Origin of the sequence: Comamonas antarctica, from assembly GCF_013363755.1 — a bacterium.
Taxonomy (GTDB): domain Bacteria; phylum Pseudomonadota; class Gammaproteobacteria; order Burkholderiales; family Burkholderiaceae_C; genus Comamonas; species Comamonas antarctica.
The window spans coordinates 397,724-416,483 of the sequence record NZ_CP054840.1; the positions used below are offsets into that span (position 1 = coordinate 397,724).

At 64.9% G+C, this 18,760-nt stretch carries 15 protein-coding genes; 6 read left to right on the forward strand and 9 right to left on the reverse strand.

Annotated elements, in window-relative coordinates; genetic code table 11:
- Positions 1-12 precede the first annotated feature (12 nt).
- On the reverse strand, positions 13-1,146 hold the full coding sequence (gene hppD, locus HUK68_RS01875) for a 4-hydroxyphenylpyruvate dioxygenase (protein WP_175502675.1): 1,134 nt from the start codon (positions 1,144-1,146) through the stop codon (positions 13-15).
- 183 nt (positions 1,147-1,329) lie between these two features.
- On the opposite strand from hppD, the gene HUK68_RS01880 reads away from it, so the two are divergent.
- From HUK68_RS01880 to fabB, 6 genes are all read left to right on the forward strand, one after another.
- Complete coding sequence (locus HUK68_RS01880; protein WP_175502676.1) at positions 1,330-1,812, forward strand: Lrp/AsnC family transcriptional regulator; 483 nt, start codon at positions 1,330-1,332, stop codon at positions 1,810-1,812.
- 155 nt (positions 1,813-1,967) lie between these two features.
- Entirely contained in the window at positions 1,968-2,696 is a 729-nt protein-coding gene (locus tag HUK68_RS01885) for a GNAT family N-acetyltransferase (protein WP_175502677.1), read from the forward strand.
- Between the two features lie 156 nt (positions 2,697-2,852).
- The gene (locus HUK68_RS01890) at positions 2,853-3,734 is read left to right on the forward strand and encodes a CorC family transporter (protein ID WP_175502678.1); all 882 of its coding nucleotides are present in this window, start codon (positions 2,853-2,855) and stop codon (positions 3,732-3,734) included.
- A 4-nt stretch (positions 3,735-3,738) separates the two neighbouring features.
- Positions 3,739-5,310, forward strand: a complete 1,572-nt coding sequence (gene lnt, locus HUK68_RS01895; RefSeq protein WP_175502679.1) for an apolipoprotein N-acyltransferase — start codon at positions 3,739-3,741, stop codon at positions 5,308-5,310.
- A 163-nt stretch (positions 5,311-5,473) separates the two neighbouring features.
- Positions 5,474-5,998 carry a bifunctional 3-hydroxydecanoyl-ACP dehydratase/trans-2-decenoyl-ACP isomerase gene (gene fabA, locus HUK68_RS01900; protein ID WP_175502680.1) on the forward strand — a complete coding sequence of 175 codons (525 nt, stop codon included), beginning with the start codon at positions 5,474-5,476 and terminating at the stop codon, positions 5,996-5,998.
- Positions 5,995-7,215, forward strand: a complete 1,221-nt coding sequence (fabB, locus tag HUK68_RS01905; RefSeq protein ID WP_175502681.1) for a beta-ketoacyl-ACP synthase I — start codon at positions 5,995-5,997, stop codon at positions 7,213-7,215. Before fabA ends, fabB begins: the two co-directional genes overlap by 4 nt.
- Positions 7,216-7,296: 81 nt before the next feature.
- On the opposite strand, the gene HUK68_RS01910 is transcribed toward fabB, so the two are convergent.
- The 8 genes from HUK68_RS01910 to wecB all read right to left on the reverse strand — a co-directional run bounded on the left by HUK68_RS01910 (position 7,297) and on the right by wecB (position 18,756).
- Positions 7,297-9,720: a hypothetical protein gene (locus HUK68_RS01910; protein ID WP_175502682.1), complete on the reverse strand. Its 2,424-nt coding sequence runs from the start codon at positions 9,718-9,720 to the stop codon at positions 7,297-7,299.
- Positions 9,721-9,768: 48 nt separating this feature from the next.
- A complete protein-coding gene (locus HUK68_RS01915; protein ID WP_244146229.1) occupies positions 9,769-10,125 on the reverse strand; it encodes a GtrA family protein in 357 nt (118 codons plus the stop codon).
- Positions 10,126-10,130: 5 nt separating this feature from the next.
- Positions 10,131-11,105 (reverse strand): glycosyltransferase family 2 protein, encoded by a 975-nt coding sequence (locus tag HUK68_RS01920; protein WP_175502683.1) that lies wholly within the window; start codon positions 11,103-11,105, stop codon positions 10,131-10,133.
- A gap of 175 nt (positions 11,106-11,280) precedes the next feature.
- Positions 11,281-14,313, reverse strand: coding sequence for a glycosyltransferase (locus HUK68_RS01925; protein WP_175502684.1), 3,033 nt, complete (start codon positions 14,311-14,313; stop codon positions 11,281-11,283).
- Positions 14,314-15,648: an ABC transporter ATP-binding protein gene (locus HUK68_RS01930; protein ID WP_175502685.1), complete on the reverse strand. Its 1,335-nt coding sequence runs from the start codon at positions 15,646-15,648 to the stop codon at positions 14,314-14,316.
- The gene (locus tag HUK68_RS01935) at positions 15,638-16,489 is read right to left on the reverse strand and encodes an ABC transporter permease (RefSeq protein ID WP_175502686.1); all 852 of its coding nucleotides are present in this window, start codon (positions 16,487-16,489) and stop codon (positions 15,638-15,640) included. The genes HUK68_RS01930 and HUK68_RS01935 overlap by 11 nt, the downstream gene beginning before the upstream one ends.
- Positions 16,490-16,552: 63 nt before the next feature.
- Entirely contained in the window at positions 16,553-17,656 is a 1,104-nt protein-coding gene (locus HUK68_RS01940) for a glycosyltransferase family protein (protein WP_175502687.1), read from the reverse strand.
- Positions 17,653-18,756, reverse strand: coding sequence for a non-hydrolyzing UDP-N-acetylglucosamine 2-epimerase (wecB, locus tag HUK68_RS01945; RefSeq protein ID WP_315123066.1), 1,104 nt, complete (start codon positions 18,754-18,756; stop codon positions 17,653-17,655). The genes HUK68_RS01940 and wecB overlap by 4 nt, the downstream gene beginning before the upstream one ends.
- Positions 18,757-18,760 lie beyond the last annotated feature (4 nt).

An 18,760-nucleotide genomic window follows, 5' to 3' on the forward strand; every position in this document is an offset into this window, starting at 1 on the left:
GCGTGGCCTGGATCAGAGCACGCCGCGGCGCATCTGGTCGAGCTCGATGCTCTCGAACAGCGCCTTGAAGTTGCCGTTGCCGAAACCGTCGTCGCCCTTGCGCTGGATGAATTCGAAGAAGATCGGGCCGAGCTGGTTCTCGCTGAAGATCTGCAGCAGGATCGCATCCTTCTTGCCGTCGATCAGGATCTTGCGCTGGTGCAGTTGTTCGAGCGGCTCGCCATGGCCCGGGATGCGCTTGTCCACCAGCTCGTAGTAGGTGTCGATGGTGTCGAGCAGGCGCACGCCGCTGGCGCGCAGCGCGTCGACGGTCTGGTACAGGTCGTCCGAACCCATCGCGATGTGCTGGATGCCCTCGCCATGGTAGGAGTCGAGGTATTCCTGGATCTGGCCGGCCTTTTCCTTGCCTTCCTCGTTGATCGGGATGCGGATCTTGCCGCAGGGGCTGGTCATCGCCTTGCTCTTGACGCCCGTGACCTGGCCTTCGATGTCGAAGTACTTGATCTCGCGGAAGTTGAACAGGCGCTCGTAGAAATCGGCCCACTCGGCCATGCGGCCGCGGTGCACGTTGTGTGTCAGGTGGTCGATATAGGTCAGGCCGTGGCCGCGCGGCGCGAGCATGTCCTCGGTGGTGACGCCGGGCAGCGGCACGAAGTCGACATCGAAGAAACCGATGTTGCCGATGTCGCCGGGCTTGGCGCCGTTCTTGCCGTGCCAGCGGTCGACGAAGTAGATGCGGCTGTCGCCCACGCCCTTGATGGCCGGAATGTTCAGCTCGCCCGGCGTATGCGTGCCCTCATGGCCCCAGGCGCCCAGGTCGAGCGCGCGCTCGTAGGCCGCCTTGGCGTCCTCGACGCGGAACGCGATGGCGCAGACGCTCGGGCCATGCAGCCGCGCGAAGCGCTGCGCGAAGCTGTCGGGTTCGGCGTTGATGATGAAGTTGATCTCGCCCTGGCGGTACAGGGTCACGTTCTTGCGGCGGTGCTTGGCCACGGCCTTGAAACCCATGCTTTCGAATACCTTGCCCATGGCCATCGGATCGGGCGCCGCGTACTCGATGAATTCGAAGCCATCGGTGCCCATGGGGTTGTCCCAGGCGGCGGTGGAAGAGGGGCTGGCGGTGTTGAGTGGCAGTGGCGCGTTCATCGTTGTCTCCTGGTGGATATGAAGCCACTGTAGAACTTGGCAGCAATGAATTCCTGCATAGTTGTGCAGATGCCTGCGTTGGCGGTGCATGAAAAATGCGGAAAAAGCAGATTTCATGCAGTAATCCGGGGTGATTCGGGGAAACCCTGAAGGCTGGCGGCAATTTCCGTAGAATTCCGGGCCATGAGCGCAACGCAAACCATCGACAAGCTGGACCGGGCCATTCTCCGGCGGCTGCAGGAAAACGGCCGGGAAACCTACGACGTGATCGGCGAGCATGTCGGCCTGTCGCCCAGTGCCGTGCTGCGCCGCGTCAAGCGGCTCGAGGAAACCGGTGTCATCGACCGCTACGTGGCGCTGGTGCGGCCCGAAACCGTGGGCCTGGGCCTGACCGCCTACCTCAACGTGCGCCTGGAAAAATACACCGAGACCAGCAAGCGCAACCCGATGGATGTGTTCCGCGCCAGCGTGCAGACCTGGCCCGAGGTGGTGGAATGCTCGTCGCTGACCGGCGAGATGGACTACCTGCTGTGCGTCGTGGTCAGCGACATGGCGCATTACAGCCGCTTCATCATGGACACGCTGCTCAAGCACCCCAGCGTGCAGGACTGCAAGACCAGCTTCGTGCTGGACCGCGTGAAGGCAACCACTGCAGTTCCGGTTTGACCCCGTAACCCCCTTCGACAAGCGCAGGGCGAACGGCCGCCCTCCGGCCGCGCCGAAGGGTGTCTGCACGACAAGCTGTTGTTCCTCCGCATCGTTTCCATGCTGCGCTGCAACATGCGCTTGAGGGGATTAGGGTAATCACCTATATTCCAGGCATGAACGTTTCTATTGACTGGTTGAAATCGTCCTGGCGCGCGGGCAAGCACATGTTGCGTCCGGTGACCAGTCCGTCAATCCGCTTCATCGCCTCGTGCCGTCCTGCCATGGTTCCTATCCGTACCCTGGGTGCACGCCACCGCCACAGCGTCGGCCGCCATCTGCTCAAGCTCGATGCCGCCGACCGATACCTGCGTTTCGGTTACGCCGCCAGCGACGAGCAGGTGCTGCGCTATGTGCAGCAGCTGGACTTCGATCGCGACCAGGTCTTCGGCATCTACAACCGGCGCCTGGAGCTGATTGCCATGGCGCACCTGGCCTATGCGCCCCATCCCGAGCACCGGCGCTGCGCCGAGTTTGGCGTGTCCGTGCTCAAGCAGGCGCGCGGCAAGGGCCTGGGCAAGCGGCTGTTCGACCATTCCATCGTGCATGCGCGCACGCGCGGCGTGAGCATGATGTTCATCCATGCGCTGTCCGAGAACACCGCCATGCTGAAGATCGCGCGCAAGGCCGGAGCCGTGGTCACGCGCGACGGTTCGGAATCCGAGGCCTATCTGCAGCTGCCCCCCGCGGGCTTCGACACGCATATGGAGCAGATGGTCAATCAGCATGTCGCGGAATTCGACTACCAGCTGAAGAAGCAGGCCAAGCAGTTCTGGCGCTTCCTGGCCGGCGTGCAGGAAGTGCGCCAGGGCGTGCGCGAAGGCCGCCACAAGGCCGGCGCCTGAGGCATTGCCTAAGGCGTCGCCTGAGGCGCCAGCGCGTGCGGCGCGCGGCAGAGGCCGTGGCGCGGCGGGGATTTCCCGCAAATGCCACAACCCTGCCGCGGGCAATCCGCTATCCTTGCATCTTGTTCACTACCGCACGTCCTGCATTCCAAGACAGTGTCAGACCCGCATTCTGCTCGTTCTTCCGAAAAGGAAGACAAGCGCAGTTTTCTGCAAAAAGTCGCCGAGTTCATCCATCCGGCTCCCGAGTCTCCCGATGAACTGATCGAAACCCTGGCCGAGGCCGAGGACAACGAAGTCATCGGCGCCGACGCACGCGTCATGCTGGAGCGCGTGATCCGCATGGCCGACATGACGGCCGGCGACGTGATGGTGGCCTCGACGCGCATGGACCTTGTCAACATCGACGATCCGTTCGATGTCATCCTGCACCAGGTCATCTCCACGGCCCATTCGCGCTTTCCCATCTACCAGGGCGAACGCGAGAACATCATCGGCATCCTGCTGGCCAAGGACCTGCTCAAGCTCCAGCGCGCGCCCGAACTCAACCTGCGCGCCCTGCTGCGCCCCGCGGTCTTCGTGCCCGAGAGCAAGGGCCTGCACGACCTGCTGCGCGAATTCCGCGGCAACCGCAACCACCTGGCCATCGTCATCGACGAGTTCGGCCGGGTCGCCGGCCTGGTCACCATCGAGGACGTGCTCGAGGAGATCGTCGGCGAGATCGAGGACGAATTCGACATTCCCGAGGACGAGGGCGACATCTTCGCGCTGGCCGACAACAGCTACCGCGTCTCGGGCAGCACCCCGGTCGAGCGCGTGGCCGAGGCGTTTGACGTGGTCCTGCAGGCCACCGATCCCGAAGAGGACTTCGAGACCATCGGCGGCCTGATCGCGCACGAGATGGGGCATGTGCCCAAGCGCGGCGAATACATCCAGATGATGGGCCTGGGCTTCACCGTGCTGCACACCAAGGGCGGCGCGGTGCGCTGGTTCCGCGTGGTGCGCGAGCACGCGCCCGACAGCCTGGTGGGCAACTGAACGCATGCAATCGTCCTTGACCGGCCGCCTGGCCTTCTGGCTGGGCGCGACCGCCGCAGGCGTGGCCCAGGCGCTGTCCACGGCCTGGCCGGCCGGCGGCCAGCCGCTGTGGTGGCTGCAGATCCTGTCGCTGGCGCTGTTTGCGCACGGCCTGCGCGGCGCCATGCCGGCGCGCCGCGCCGCGGGCTATGCCTGGCTGTTTGCCACCAGCTGGCTGGCCGCGACTTTCTGGTGGCTGTTCATTTCCATGCATACCTATGGCGGCCTGGCCGCGCCGCTGGCGGTGCTCGCGGTGCTGGGCCTGGCGGCCTTTCTCGGCAGCTACTACGCGCTCGCGGCCTGGGCCTTCGTGCGCCTGCGGCCCGCGGGCGCACGGGCGCCGGCATTGCTGTTCGCGGCCTGCTGGACGCTGGCCGAACTCGCGCGCGGCAGCCTCTGGACCGGTTTCCCCTGGGGCGCGGGCGGCTATGCGCATGTCGAGGGGCCGTTGTCGGTCCTGCCGCGCTGGCTCGGCGTCTATGGCACCGGAGCGGTGGCGGCGGCGCTGGCCTATGCGCTGGGCGGCCTGCGGCCCGTGCATCTGCGCCAGCCGCGCGCGTGGGCGCTGGCGCTGGGCGCAGCAGCACTGCTGGGCGGCCTGTTCTGGCAGCGCGGCTGCGCGCTGCGCGCCTGCCTGGCCGATGCACCCGCGGCGCAGCCGCGCGTGCTCAGCGTGGCGCTGCTCCAGGGCAATATTCCACAGGACGAGAAGTTCGAGCCCGGCAGCGGCGTGCCGCTGGCGCTGGAATGGTATGCGGCGGCGCTGCGCTCGAGCACGGCCCAACTCGTGGTGGCGCCCGAAACCGCGATTCCGCTGCTGCCCCAGCAGCTGCCGTTCGACTACATGCCCAAGCTGCAGGCGCATTTCAGCCAGGGCCCGCAGGCCGCGCTGATCGGCATCCCGCTGGGCAATCCGATCGAAGGCTATGCCAATTCCGTGATCGGCCTGGTGCCGGGCCAGGAGCCGGTGTACCGCTACGACAAGCACCACCTGGTGCCGTTCGGCGAATTCATTCCGCCCATGTTCCGGTGGTTCACGGAAATGATGAATATCCCGCTGGGCGACTTCAACCGCGGCGGCCTGGCCCAGCCCTCGATGGCCTGGGCCGGGCAGCGGCTCGCGCCCAACATCTGCTACGAGGATCTGTTTGGCGAGGAACTCGGGCTGCGCTTTCGCGATCCGACCACGGCGCCGACGATTTTCGTCAACGTCAGCAACATCGGCTGGTTTGGCGACAGCGTCGCCATCGACCAGCATCTGGCCATCAGCCGCATGCGCGCGCTCGAGTTCGAGCGGCCGATGCTGCGCGCCACGAATACCGGCGCCACGGTGATCATCGACCACCATGGCAACGTGACCCAGGCGCTGGCGCCGCATGTGCGCGGCGTGCTGTCGGGCGACGTCGAAGGGCGCGAAGGCCTCACGCCGTTCGCACGCTGGGTGCGCTGGGCCGGACAGCTGCCGCTGTGGCTGCTGGCGGCGCTGGCGCTGGCCGGCGCCTTCTGGAGACAGCGGACCTGCCCCCGTGGCAAGTAGACTGTCATGTTTTGAATACCTGTGTTCTGAGGCATTTGCAGGGTCTTTGTGCTTTCACGGGACGCCCGTGGGCAGGATAATGCGCGCCTGTGGCGCATGCGAAATGCAGCGGACCACACGACAATGAAGCGGTGACCCCCGCCGCTGTGGAGCAAGTTTGATAATGGCCGATTCCTTTTCCTACCAGCAACTGATCGCCTCCGGCGAGGGCAAGCTGTTCACTCCTGATTCCGGGCGCCTGCCTTTGCCTCCCATGCTGATGTTCGACCGCATCACGCACATCGACAGCGACGGCGGCGAGCATGGCCTGGGCAAGATCGTGGCCGAGCTGGACGTGAACCCCGACCTGTGGTTCTTCAAGTGCCACTTCCAGGGCGATCCGGTGATGCCGGGCTGCCTGGGTCTCGATGCCATGTGGCAGCTGATCGGCTTCTACCTGACCTGGCTGCGCCTGCCCGGCCGCGGCCGCGCGCTGGGCGCCGGCGAAGTCAAGTTCACCGGCGAAGTGGGTCCTGACGTCAAGCTGGTCACCTATGAAATCGACATCAAGCGCCTGATCAAGCGCAAGCTGAACATGGCCATCGGCGACGCCCGCCTGTATGCCGACGGCCAGCTCATCTATACGGCCACCGACCTGCGCGTGGGCCTGTTCATGCGCGAAGGCAAAACCGAAGGATCTGCAGAATGAAGCGTCGGGTTGTGATCACGGGCACGGGCATCGTCTCGTGCATCGGTAACGACAATGCAACGGTCGAGGCCTCGCTGCGCGAGAGCCGTTCGGGCATCCGCGCGATGCCGGAGTTTGCAGAACTGGGCATGCGCAGCCAGGTGGCCGGCATTCCCCAGATCGATCTCGAGGCGCATATCGACCGCAAGCAGCTGCGCTTCATGGGCGATGCCGCGGCCTTTGCGCAGATCGCGCTGGCCCAGGCCATTGCCGAATCCGGACTCACACCCGAGCAGGTTTCCCATCCGCGCACCGGCCTGATCATGGGCTCGGGCGGCGGCTCGCCGGCCAACCAGATCGAAGCCGCGGACACGCTGCGCGAAAAGGGCATCCGCCGCGTCGGTCCGTACCAGGTCACGCGCTGCATGAGCTCCACGGTGTCGGCCTGCCTGTCGACGAATTTCGGCATCAAGGGCATCAACTATTCGATCACCTCGGCCTGCTCCACGTCGGCCCACTGCATCGGCTCGGCCGCGCAGCAGATCGCCTGGGGCATGCAGGACGTGATGTTTGCGGGCGGCGGCGAAGAGCTGTCCTGGGGCATGTCGCTGCTGTTCGACGGCATGGGCGCGATGTCCAGCAAGTACAACGCCACGCCCGAGAAGGCCTCGCGCGCCTATGACGCCAACCGCGACGGCTTCGTCATCGCGGGCGGCGGCGGCGCCGTGGTGCTTGAAAGCCTCGAGCACGCGCTGGCGCGCGGCGCCAACATCCTCGGCGAGGTCGTGGGCTTCGGTGCCACCTCCGACGGCGAGGACATGGTTGCGCCTTCGGGCGACGGCGCCATTGCCTGCATGCGCCAGGCCATCGAGGGCCTCGAAGGCCCGATCGACTACATCAACACCCACGGCACCTCGACCCCGGTCGGCGACGTGCCCGAACTGCGCGCCATCCGCGAAGTGTTCGGTGAACAGATCCCCCCGTTCTCGTCCACCAAGTCGCTGACCGGCCACTCGCTGGGCGCGACCGGCGTGCAGGAGGCCATCTACTGCCTGCTGATGCTCAACAAGGGTTTCATTGCCGGCTCGGCCAACGTCGAGACGCCCGACCCGGCCGTCGAAGGCATGCCGCTGGTCACCGAAACCCGCGACGCCTCGCTGCGCCAGGTGCTGTCGAACAGCTTTGGCTTTGGCGGCACCAATGCGAGCCTGGTGCTGAGGCGCTGGGAAGGCGCGTAAGCGCCAGCGCTGCGCCCTGAAGCAACAAAGCCTCCTGGCCGCAAGGCCAGGAGGCTTTTTCACAGGAGCTGCCGGGTTCTCTCAGTACAGCTCCACCTGCAGGTCCTCGACCTGAGCAGACGGCGTGTCGCGCGCGGTGAGATAGACCAGGCCCTTGAGCGCAAGCGCCGGCACAGGCACGACTTCGGTGAACGTGAGCTCATCTGCGCTGCAGTCGACCAGCCGGTAGTAGGGCTCACCCGCATCCCAGTTGATCTGTGCGACAAAATGCCCGCCGCCGGACGCGCAACGCAGGTGCACTGTGTAGCGCGCCTGCGAAGCGCGCTGCGTGGGCACCGACGCCAGTATCTGGGGTTGCGGCGTGGCCGTGATGCCGGCCGCGGAAACCGGCAGCAGCAGTTGCTCGGCACGGGCACGGCGCATATCGAACAGCGGGCGGTAGGGGGTGGGAACCGACCCGACACGGTACAGCGTGAAGCTGCCTTCGCGCGCAAGTGCCATGCCATGGCTGCTCAGATACGCGTGCAGCCAGGCCAAAGGCGTGCCGTGCTTCCTGGGCGGCGCCATGTTCAGGATGATGAAATCGACTTTCTCATCATCGAGAAAGCGTGCCACGTCGGCTGTGCCGGCAATGGCGGCAAAGCGTGCCTCGCGGGCCGGCGCATACCAGTTGAGGTAGAGCGCCGTACCGTGCAGCGTGGCGCCCGAAGGCGCATCTGGGGAATACAGCACGCGCGCGCCCGGCGCGCGGCGGTTGACTTCGGCGGTCAGCACGGCTGCCGGCGCATACAGGCGCGTCAGCTGCTCCTGGCCGGCGGCCGTGTAGGCAGTCTGCGCCGCTGACTGCATGCGCCAGGAAGTGTCCTGGTAGAAATACAGGTTCAGGGCGGTGCACAGCAGCACCAGCACGGCCGGCACCGCAGGCCACCAGCGTGCCCTGCCGATGAACAGCGCCGCCAGCAGCACTCCGGCGATCGGCATGACCGGAAACAGGTAGCGCCAATACTGCGTCGCCGAGAACATGATCAGGCCAAAGCCCAGCAGCGGCAGCAATGCCAGGCGAAAGCCGGCAGGAACGCTCCGGCGCCAGGCTGCGGCAATGGCCAGCGGCAGCAGCACCAGGAACTGCCAGCCCGCGGTGAAGTCGCCGCTTTCGAAGAAGCGGGAAGTTTCAAAGAAGGCGCGCACATAGCTGCGCAGGCTGAAACCATGTATCCACTGCGTGTCGCTGAAGTTGCTCGCAGGCGCGAACGGCGAATGGAACACGGCGTTGTACAGCGGGAAAACCGGGTTGCCGGTGAGCCGCCAGGCAACGCCGTAGGAGTGCAATGCCACAAAGCCCAGGAGCAACAGCAACAGCAGCGCCGGCCAGCGCAGGCGCGGCAGCGCGCCTGGAACGTCGGATCGCAGTTGCCACCAGCGCAGCGCCAGAGTCGCGAGCAGCATCACTCCGAGCACGGCGCCCGGCAGCTTGATGGCGGCGCACAGCGCGGCGCTGGCCAGCACGCCCAGCACATGCTGGCCGCGCCAGCCGCCACGCGCCTCGAGCGCAAGGCGCAAGCCGGCGAGCGCGACCACGGCCAGCAGCAATTCGGTCTGCAAGGAAAACAGCAGGTTGCCCAGCATCGGAGTGCTGGCCATCAATACTACGAGCAGCCATTGCACCCAGGACGGAGTACCCAGGCGCTGCAGCGTGCGCGCCATCAGGGCCAGCAGCGCCAGTGCCAGCGCGAGGTTCAACGCGCTACGCGCATCCGCATCAGCCATCAGCGACAAGCCGGCATGCAGCAAGTCGGTGGCAAACGGAGCGGTTGCCCAGATCTGGCTGCCGACATCGAACAACGCGCGGCGCTCGTCCAGCAGCTCGGTCCATAGGCGCAAGTGCAGCGCGTGGTCGTCATAGCTCAGGCTGGGGAAACTGGCCCAGCGCAGAGACCAGCCGATCACTGCGATACCTGCTGTCCAGGCCCACAGGGGAATCGACCGCATCCATCCGTGCAGGTCCGATGCGCGGGTGCGCAGATCGCTCCAGACCCCGGCCGGCAGCAGCGGCAGCCATAGCAATGGCAACAGGCCCAGGCCCAGGTACAGGCCGCGGACATTGATGGGGAAATGCAGCATCGCTCCCCAGACTGCGAGCCAGATGCTGGCACCCAGCAGCACTGCCTCGGTGGCGCTCGCGGCACCCGCTGGTGGCTTCGAGCGCACGTGGTGCAGCAGCGCCATGCCCAGCGACCATGCGCTCAGGCCGCCGGCGGCGACGATGGCGGCCGGACCGGTGCCGACACCGACCACCAGCCAGACCAGCATCAGGCACAGCAGCGCCAGGTGGGCGAAGCCGGGCAGCAGAACCGCCAGCAGGCCGCCACACAGCGCTACGCCGACGGGCCATGTCAGGCCGTCGCTCACCATCGCATCCAGCATGGCAGAGCTGTCGAGCAGATAAAGCGGTGCAGCCAGTGCCAGCAGGCCAGCCGCCAGTGATGCGGGGATCTTGGGACTCATCAGTCAGGTTCTCGCAGAAACATTAGGGGCCGGCGTACCGGCCGCTCATCACCGGTAGACCCAGTGCTTTCCCAGCAGATAGCCATTGATGGCAACGAAGGGCAGCGAGACGATCTTTCCAGCCAGGGGCATATCCAGCCAGGCATGGAACAGCGATACGACAAGAAGCGTCAGCGCGTAGTTGGCAAGCACCAGCACCAGGTAGCGCGCCAGTGCGCGGTGCGAGTAGCCGGCCCGGAATGTGACATGGGCATGCAGGAGGAAGTTGACGGCCAGCCCGGCAACGAAGCCGGCGGTGGTGGCGACCATGTAGTGGGCGCCAAGCCGGCTGAGCAATTGCATCAGTCCGATATCGATCAGTGCGCAGGCCACGCCTACGCCGATGTAAACGGCAAACTGGCGCATGGCCATCAACCCGGCCGGCGTGCCAGGCGGGTATGGATGGGGCGCCGCGGCACGGCGGCAATGTCATACGACATGAACGCCAGGATCAGCTGCAGGCCCATCAGCGCCGGCAAGGCGGCCAGCATGACCGTGCCGGCGGGCGTGGACAGCCCCAGATGGGTGGAGTGGCTCCAGTGATAACCGCCATAGGCGAGACCGAAGGCGAGAAACATGACGCCCAGAGGCAGTTCCAGCGACGCCAGCGACATGTCGCGCAGATAGTAGTTGTAGAAGATCCGTTTGAAGAAATTGCGCAGATGCTTCACCAGGAACTCGCCGGCAATCTTGGAGATCTTCAGGTTGCTGACCTCGTCGCCATACTTCGCATCCATGGGAATATCCACCACCACAGCCCGCAGCGTGTTGAGGCGGAACAGCATATCCGTCTCAAAGAAATAACGGCGGCTTATCTTGCCGAAAGGCAGGTGGCGCGCCGCGTTGGCGTGGATGGCGGTATATCCATTGGTGGGATCAAACAAATTCCAGTAGCCCGACGAGAGCTTGCACATCAATGACAGCACCGCATTGCCGAAAAGCCGCATCTTCGGCATCGCGCGGATATTTTCCAGATCGAAGAACCGGTTGCCTTTGGTGTAGTCGGCCTCGCCCTCCAGGATCGGCGCGACGAAATCGCCAATCAACGCCGGGTCCATCTGGCCATCGCCGTCGACCTTGACCAGCACCTGCATGCCGTCGGCAATTGCCGCCTGATAGCCGGTCATGACCGCACCGCCCACACCCTGGTTCTGTGCATGCCGCAGCACCACGACGCGAGGATCCTGGCAGTGGGCCGCGACGAAATCACCCGACTGGTCGGGGCAGCAATCATCCACCACATAGATGCGGGTGACCTCAGGTCCGATGGCCGCCAGGACTTCCAGGATATGGGCGCGCACCTTGTAACTCGGGATGATGACGGCGATATTCTGCGGAGTTTTCATGGGGTGAAGGAAAAAGGGGCGCAGAGCGGCGCAAACGGTGCGTGCGGCGGGCGCGGGGCGCTGTGCAACCCCGGTTCCGTACCGCAGGCATTATGTGAATCAAGGCCTTGCCGGATGACAGGGGATTTTACTGAATCGCCGCAATACGCAGAGCCCAGTCAGCGCCGGCGGTGATTCAGGGCCGATAGGAATGCGGTTTCCATGTCCCCCACTTCTTCTCGTAGATCGCCTTGTTGCGCTCGACCAGCGCGCGCCGCTTCTCGTCGTTCATCTTGTTGAAGGATGCCGACAGATGGTGGTGCACGAACACATCCTCGGCGCAGGCAATCTGCAGGCCTTCGGCTTCGACCTTGCGGCAGTAGTCGTCGTCCTCGAAGAAGCCCAGGCCATAGTCTTCGCTGATGGCGCCGCAGCGCTCGTAGGTCGAGCGCGGCAGGATCGTGCAGAAGAACGCGACGTTGTGCATCGGGTAGCGTTCGCCCATGTGGGCCAGCGTGTAGTTCAGCGCCGTGGCCGGCATGTGGGCCAGGTCGGGATAGCTGATCTCGATGCGCGCCTCGTTGCCGATGTTGCCGGTCACCGGCCCGAGCAAGCCCAGCGCAGGCTCGCGCTCGAAGTGGCGCAGCAGCGTCAGCACCCAGCCGGGGGTGACCACGGTATCGTTGTTCAGCACCACCAGGTAGTCGCCGGTGGCAATTTCCAAGCCGACGTTGTTGCCCGCGGCGAAGCCCAGGTTTTCGCTGTTGAGCACCATGCGCACTTCGGGATGGCGCTGGCCGAACGCTTCGAGATACGCCGGTGTGTCGTCCGTCGAGGCGTTGTCGACGACGATGACCTCGAGGTTGGGATAGTCGCTGCGCTTGAGCACGCTGTCGAGGCAGGCACGCGTCAGGTCCAGGTTGTTGAAGGTGAGAATGATGACGCTGACGCGCGGCAGCTGGATTTTCGCCAGGCCCTCGAGCAACTGCTCACCCCGGTGGCTCCAGGTCTGCTCGACCGCGAAGCTGCGCCTTGCGGCGGCGTTGCGCGCAGCTTCTTCACCCGACTCGCGCAGCGCGGCGCCGGTCAGCGCGATGAAGGCCTCGGTGGTCGCGGCACATCCCACCAGATCGCCGAACTGGCTGACTTCGGGCAGGTCGACGCAGACCACGGGCTTGCCTGCGGCGAGGTATTCGTAGACCTTGACGGGATTCGTTGCCAGGGTCAGCGGAATTACCTGGAAGGGCAACAGGCAGACATCGAAGGCATAGAGGTAATACGGCAGCCTGGCGTAAGGCACTTCGCCGGTGAACTCGACATTGGGCAGGTCCGCGAGCTGTTTTTGCGCTCCGACCGTATCGTTGCCCACCAGCAGCACCAGGCAGTCGGGATGGGCCAGCGCGACGGCGCGCAGCAGTTCCAGGTCGAACCACTCGGCGATCGCACCGTAGTAGCCGATGATCTTGCGGCCCTTCGCATCCACATAGGTCTGCGCAGGCGGCTCGGAGAAATGCGCGTACTCGGCGGCATTGCGGACCATGGCCACGCTGGGGTTGTAGCCGCGCGCGAAGTCCTCGAGCCAGGACGAGGTCACGGTGACCAGGTCGGCACCGGCCAGCATTTGCTTTTCGATCGCCATGAGCTTCTCGGGCACATTGCCGAAGCCTTCATGGTGGTCCATGCAGTCGTAGATGCGATAGGTGTTCGGCAAGCGCGTGACCAGCGGATACCAGTAGGCATGCTGCACCAGGGAAAGGCTTGAAAGCGCGCCGAAATCGTGGATCACCTGCGCCATGCTCTGTTGCAGCTGTGCCAGGGCGGCGTCGGACGGCGCATCGAAATAGATGGCCGGAGCGCCCTTGACATGCAGCTTGATCTGGTAGAGCGCAGCCGCGCCCGGCAGCTGCTCCAGCTGATAGCCGGGTTCGTCGGCATCGATGAAATGGTTGCTGAAGTAGAACACCCTGCGGCCGGCATCGGCAAGGCTGCGCGCGATGTGTTGCGGGCGCTGGATGCGAAAGCTCCAATCGATCACGGCAAACACGAAGACATCGCGTTCACTGTCGACGAACTGCTTGTCGGCCATCTGCAGCACGGCCGCACTGAGGGGCCGCTGCTGCGGCGCCTGCGGCTGCACGGATGCGCGCAGCGGCCGGATGATGGAGAAGAACTGCTCGCGCAGGCGTTGCTTGGTGGCCATCGACAGCGGCAGGGCGCGCAGCGTGCGGCGGGCAAAACCCAGCGCCGTTTTCTTCAGCGCATAGCGGACCGGACGCTTGCCGATGCGGTCGGCCCAGTCGGAAATCTGGAACAGCGTGGCATTCAGGCTGGCCATCTGGCCCTCGCGTGCGCAGGCCTCGCGCTGAAGACTGGAAATCTGCTGGTCGCGTTCGGTCAGCGCCTGATGCAGTTGGGCAATCTGGGCATCGCGTTCGGCAAACACCTGACTGATCAGCGTGCTCTGCACCTCGATTTCGGCGGAGGCCGCAATCTGGCTGTCGCGTGCTGCCACCTGCGCGCGCAGCCAGGCCAGGGCGCCAGCGACGTCGTCGCGCCCCAGCTCGCAATCGGCCAGCGTCAGCTTGAGGGTGTCGACCCACTCGCCATCGGCATATACCAGGAAGATCTGCTCACCGCCCCACATCGTATCGGGCATCTGGCGGCAGTCGACCACGCGCGCCCAGACCAGGCGAAAGCCATTGCTCAAGGCCACGGGCACATTGCCCGGGAGGAAGGAATAGAAATGCTCGTCGATGCGCTCGAGTTCGCGGTAGGGCAGCGCCAGCACCACCGCCTTGCCGGCGCGCGTGCCCAATGCCTGCAGAACCTCCCAGGGACGGTGGAAATGTTCGAGCGTGTTCGAGGAGAAGACGATGTCGAAGCGCTCGGCATTGCCCTGCGACGGCTCCAGCCAGTTCTCGGCAACGAAGCGGATCGTCGGATAGCGGCCGGCGGCCTGCGCGATCGCGACTTCGGAGAAGTCGATGCCGGTCACCTGCTGCGGGCCGACATGGCTGCCCAGCACATCGGTGCCGTCGCCCTGGGCGCAGCCCCAGTCGGCGAGCGTCAGGCCGCCGCGCCGCACCTGCTCGATCAGCCATGGGGGCAGGTTTTCCATGGCCAGCCGCGCAAAGAAGCGCGATTGGCGCGGGCCTTGATGGGTTTCCCAATCGCTGGAAAAACGGCCGTCCCAATAGCTGTCTGAATTGATGTCTGAACTGTTTGACATTTATGCCTCTTGCACCGATTGCTGTACCGCCGGCTGGAAGATTCCAAAGAACCGCTGATCGGCCAACGAGGAAAAATAATGCGCGCCCTCGAAATATTCGTAGTAATGGGCGACGTTGCTATGCTCGCGGTTCTCGACCGCGGCGACCAGCAGGTACTTTCCTGTAACCAGCTGGTTGTCCATGCGAAAGCGCACCCGGAAGCATTCGCTCCCGGGCAGTGCCGTGCCTGCGTCATGGGTGGTGGACACCAGCAGGTCGGTTCCCTTGAGATCCTTGATGGAGAAGGCCAGGCTCAGATGCTCGCGCGGAATGTCCGGGGGGATGCGCACATCGATGAGGATCTCCATGGGTTCCCCCCAGCCGATGGTGTCGCGGCGCATGCCGTTGGCATCGCACACCGAGGCCGCCAGGATCACGCCGCGGTGCGACCCCCAGTGCGTGACCGGGCGCGCATCCAGGCCATGCGCCGTGGGCGCGCCGGCAGGCGTTGCCGCAGCGTCGCCGCTGTGCGCCACGCTGCCGGCCGGGGCTTCGGCGGCCTTGGCCTGGCCTTGTTCCGCCGCGACCTCGTCGCGGAACATCATCTCCATGTACCGGCCGGAGATCGGAAAAACGTCGCCGTCCTCCACCAGCTTGCCGCTGTCGAGCCAGATCGCGCGCTGGCACAGCGTGCGCACCGAGCCGACGTCATGGCTGACGAACAGGATGGTGGCGCCACGCTCCTGGATCTCCTTGATGCGGCGCATGCACTTGGCAACGAAGCGCGCGTCACCCACGGACAGGGCTTCGTCCACGATCAGGATCTCGGGATCGACATGGATGGCAATCGAGAACGCCAGCCGGGCGTGCATGCCGCTGGAGTAGGTCTTGACGGGTTGGTCGATGAAGTCGCCCAGCTCGGAAAAGGCCAGCACTTCGTTCATGCGTGCCTGCATGCTTTCCTGCGGAAAACCCAGGATGGCCGCCGTCAGCAGCACGTTCTCGCGCCCGGTGAACTCGGTATTGAAGCCCGCGCCCAGTTCCAGCAGTGCCGCCACGCGGCCGTGCGTCGACACCGTGCCTTGCGTCGGCGCGACGGTGCCGCAGATGATCTGCAGCAGGGTGGACTTGCCCGAGCCGTTGCGGCCGATGATGCCGACGGTCTCGCCCTTTTTGACCTCGAAGCTCACATCGCGCAATGCCCAGAATTCGCGGAAATAGCGCCGTGCCGGCTTGCCGATGAGACGCAGCAGGCGGGGCACGATGAACTGCTTGAGGCGATCGCGTGGCGCGGCGTAGATCTCGTAGCACTTGCTCAGATGGCTGACGCGGATGGCGACATCGTTAGAGGACATCGGAAAAGCCCTTTCTGGTTTTCTGGAACCAGGCAAAACCGGCCCATGCCACGAGGATGGCGCCCAGCATGTACAGCGCCCATCCGGTCCAATTCGGCAAGTGCCCCCAGATCAGCACTTCGCGCATCTGTTCGATGATGAAGGTCAAGGGGTTGGCCATGAGCCAGGGGCGGTATTTTTCCGGCAGCGCGGTGATCGGATAGAACACCGGTGCGAGGAACATCATCACCATGGTGAGGATGCCGATGGTCTGGCCGACATCGCGCAGGAACACGCCCATCGAGGCAAACATCCACGCCAGACCCAGCGTCAGAAGCACCAGCGGCAGCACCACCAGCGGTGCCAGCAGCACGGTCCAATGCAGGTGGCCGTTGAAGAGAAAAAACGCGACCAGCAGCACGCAGAGGCTTACGAAACTGTGGAACAGCGCCGCACCCATGCTGACCACGGGCAGTATCTCCAGCGGAAAGACGACCTTCTTGACGTAATTCACGTTGGACAGGATCAGGCCGGGCGAGCGGTTGAGCACTTCTGCAAACAGGCCGTGCACGATCATGCCGACAAACAGCACCACGGCGAACTGGGTGCGGCTTTCGTCGCCGCCGATGCCCCAGCGGGCCTTGAAGACGAACGAAAACACGAAGGTGTAGACCGTCAGCATGAACACCGGATTGAAGAACGACCAGGCCAGGCCCATGACGGAGCCCTTGTAGCGGCCGACCACTTCACGCCGTGTCATCTGCACGATCAGCGCCCGGTGGCGCCACAGGCTTGCTGCCAGCGCGGGCAGGGAAGCCGGCGCTGGCGCATGGGGGTCGATGGTCTGGGAAGGGGAGGTCATGCAATGCATTCCATGGGGTTCAGGGGGTAGCCTGGCGCAGCTGCGAGGCACGCCGGGCGGCGTTCACGGCAGCAGGTTCGCGGCATCGAAGCGAGCCTTCCAGCCATTGCGGGCCACGAATTCCAGGGCGCCGGCACAGTCGTTGTCCAGCATCAGCGCCGATTCGGCCAGTGCGCCGATATCCTGCAGCGCTGCGCTGATGAACGTGCCGGGCGCGTCCGCGCGAAACGCCATCTCCCCGAACTGGGTGGACATCACCGGCAGATTGAGTGCGCGGTATTCATAGAACTTGATGGGATCGACCGAAGCGGTGAGGTCGTTCCTGAGAAACGGAATCAGGCCCACGTCGAAACCGCGCATCGCTTCCAGGGCCGCCGCGTGGTGGCAGCCCGGCAGCATTTCAATGTTGGACGGCAACTGCGTCGGCGCCGCCTGGAACACCGGACCGATCAGCCTGACCACATCGCGCGGCCGCGCCCGGGCCAGCGCGATGACCCAGTCCCAGTCGAACCAGGAAGCAATCGTGCCGACATAGCCGAACACCTTGGGCTGGGCCTGCAGGTCGCGCGCGCGCGGCGCGGGCATCATGCTGTCGTCCAGGGCATTGGCGACGAATTGCAGATCGGGGCGCAATTCGCGCCAGTGCTGCTGCAAACGCGTGCTGGTGACCCATAAGGTGTCGGCCTGGCGCGCCAGCTGTTCCTCGCGGCGCGCCATGGCGCGGCGCGAGAACCCGTTGTAGAACGCTGGAAATTCGTCCATCGCGTCGTAGAGCGAACGCGCGTTCTTCAGCCGCTTGAGCACCGCCAGCGCCAACACGCTGGGCTTGCCCGCAGCCACCAGCGTGTCATGGCCTTCGGCAAAGCGCGCCAGTGCGTCGAGGGTGGGGCGCCAGAAGAAGGCGTTGATCGCGCCGGAGCCGGGCAGGGGCTCGATGGGAAGCGCCAGCGGCCTGAGCACGCGCAGCCAGGGCGGTGGTGCCTGCGTTGCGAGGTTCTGGGACGGGCGCGGGCGGCGCAGGTCCGCAAGCCTTGGCAGGCGCGTGGGGTAAGGGTCCACCCAGAGCACATCGCTGCCGGTGCGGGCATGAAACCAGTCGACGAACTTCTGCGGGCGCTGCGCGAAGCTGGCCCATGGCACCGGCGACAGGTAGATGAGGCGTGTCAAGAAAAGTGTTCCCGCAGGGTCTTGACGATGCGTCCCGAGGCCAGTCCGTCGCCATAGGGCGAGATCCCGCGTGCCATGTCGCGGTAGGCGGCCTCGTCGTCGAGCAGCCGCTGGGCTTCGGTCACGATGCGCTCGTAATTCGGCCCCACCAGCTTGACCACGCCCTGTTCGACGGCTTCGGGACGTTCCGTTTCCTCGCGCAGCACCAGCACCGGCTTGCCCAGCGCCGGAGCCTCTTCCTGCACGCCGCCGGAGTCGCTGATGATCAGATAGGCTTGCTTCATGGCCGCGACGAAAGGGGCGTAATCCAGTGGCTCGCACAGGCGGATGTTCGGAGAATCGCCGAGCACTTCATGCGCGACATCCTTCACATTCGGGTTCGGATGCACCGGATAGAGGAATTGCACGTCGGGGTTGTTGGCGGCCAGCGTCTGCAGGGCGCGGCAGATCTCGCGGAAAGGCGCGCCGAAATTCTCGCGGCGGTGCGAGGTGATCAGCACCAGGCGCTTTTGCGGATCGAGGTCGATGCCGATCTGCAGGTCCTTGGCCGCGGTCATCAGCAGCGCGTCGATCACGGTATTGCCGGTGACCAGGATGTCCTTGTCCGGCATGCCTTCACGCAGCAGGTTCTGGCGCGAGCCTTCGGTCGGCGCGAAGTGCCAGCGTGCGAGCTTGCCGGCAATCACGCGATTGGCTTCCTCGGGGAAAGGATTTTGCATGTCCCAGGTACGCAACCCCGCTTCGACATGGCCGATGGGAATCCGGTGGTAGAAGCAGGCCAGCGCCACCGTCATCACGGTCGTGGTATCGCCTTGCACCAGCACCACGTCCGGTTTCTCGTTGAGCAGCACCTGGTCCATCTCCAGCAGCAGACGGGCGGTCAAGGTGGTCAGCGCCTGGTTCGGGCGCATGATGTCCAGGTCGATGTCGGGCGTGATCCCGAAGAAGTTGAGCACCTGGTCGAGCATGTTGCGGTGCTGCGCCGTCGCCAGTACGCGCACCTGGGCCCAGGGTTCGTTTTTCAGCGCCAGGATCACCGGAGCCATCTTGATGGCTTCGGGGCGTGTTCCGACCACGCACAAAACACTCTTTTTCTGCACCATT

Coding starts and splice junctions, on each gene's coding strand:
- hppD (WP_175502675.1), bottom strand. CDS start 1,146: ATGAACGCGCCACTGCCACTCAACACCGCCAGCCCCTCTTCCACCGCC.
- HUK68_RS01880 (WP_175502676.1), top strand. CDS start 1,330: ATGAGCGCAACGCAAACCATCGACAAGCTGGACCGGGCCATTCTCCGG.
- HUK68_RS01885 (WP_175502677.1), top strand. CDS start 1,968: ATGAACGTTTCTATTGACTGGTTGAAATCGTCCTGGCGCGCGGGCAAG.
- lnt (WP_175502679.1), top strand. CDS start 3,739: ATGCAATCGTCCTTGACCGGCCGCCTGGCCTTCTGGCTGGGCGCGACC.
- fabA (WP_175502680.1), top strand. CDS start 5,474: ATGGCCGATTCCTTTTCCTACCAGCAACTGATCGCCTCCGGCGAGGGC.
- fabB (WP_175502681.1), top strand. CDS start 5,995: ATGAAGCGTCGGGTTGTGATCACGGGCACGGGCATCGTCTCGTGCATC.
- HUK68_RS01910 (WP_175502682.1), bottom strand. CDS start 9,720: ATGAGTCCCAAGATCCCCGCATCACTGGCGGCTGGCCTGCTGGCACTG.
- HUK68_RS01915 (WP_244146229.1), bottom strand. CDS start 10,125: ATGCGCCAGTTTGCCGTTTACATCGGCGTAGGCGTGGCCTGCGCACTG.
- HUK68_RS01920 (WP_175502683.1), bottom strand. CDS start 11,105: ATGAAAACTCCGCAGAATATCGCCGTCATCATCCCGAGTTACAAGGTG.
- HUK68_RS01925 (WP_175502684.1), bottom strand. CDS start 14,313: ATGTCAAACAGTTCAGACATCAATTCAGACAGCTATTGGGACGGCCGT.
- HUK68_RS01930 (WP_175502685.1), bottom strand. CDS start 15,648: ATGTCCTCTAACGATGTCGCCATCCGCGTCAGCCATCTGAGCAAGTGC.
- HUK68_RS01935 (WP_175502686.1), bottom strand. CDS start 16,489: ATGACCTCCCCTTCCCAGACCATCGACCCCCATGCGCCAGCGCCGGCT.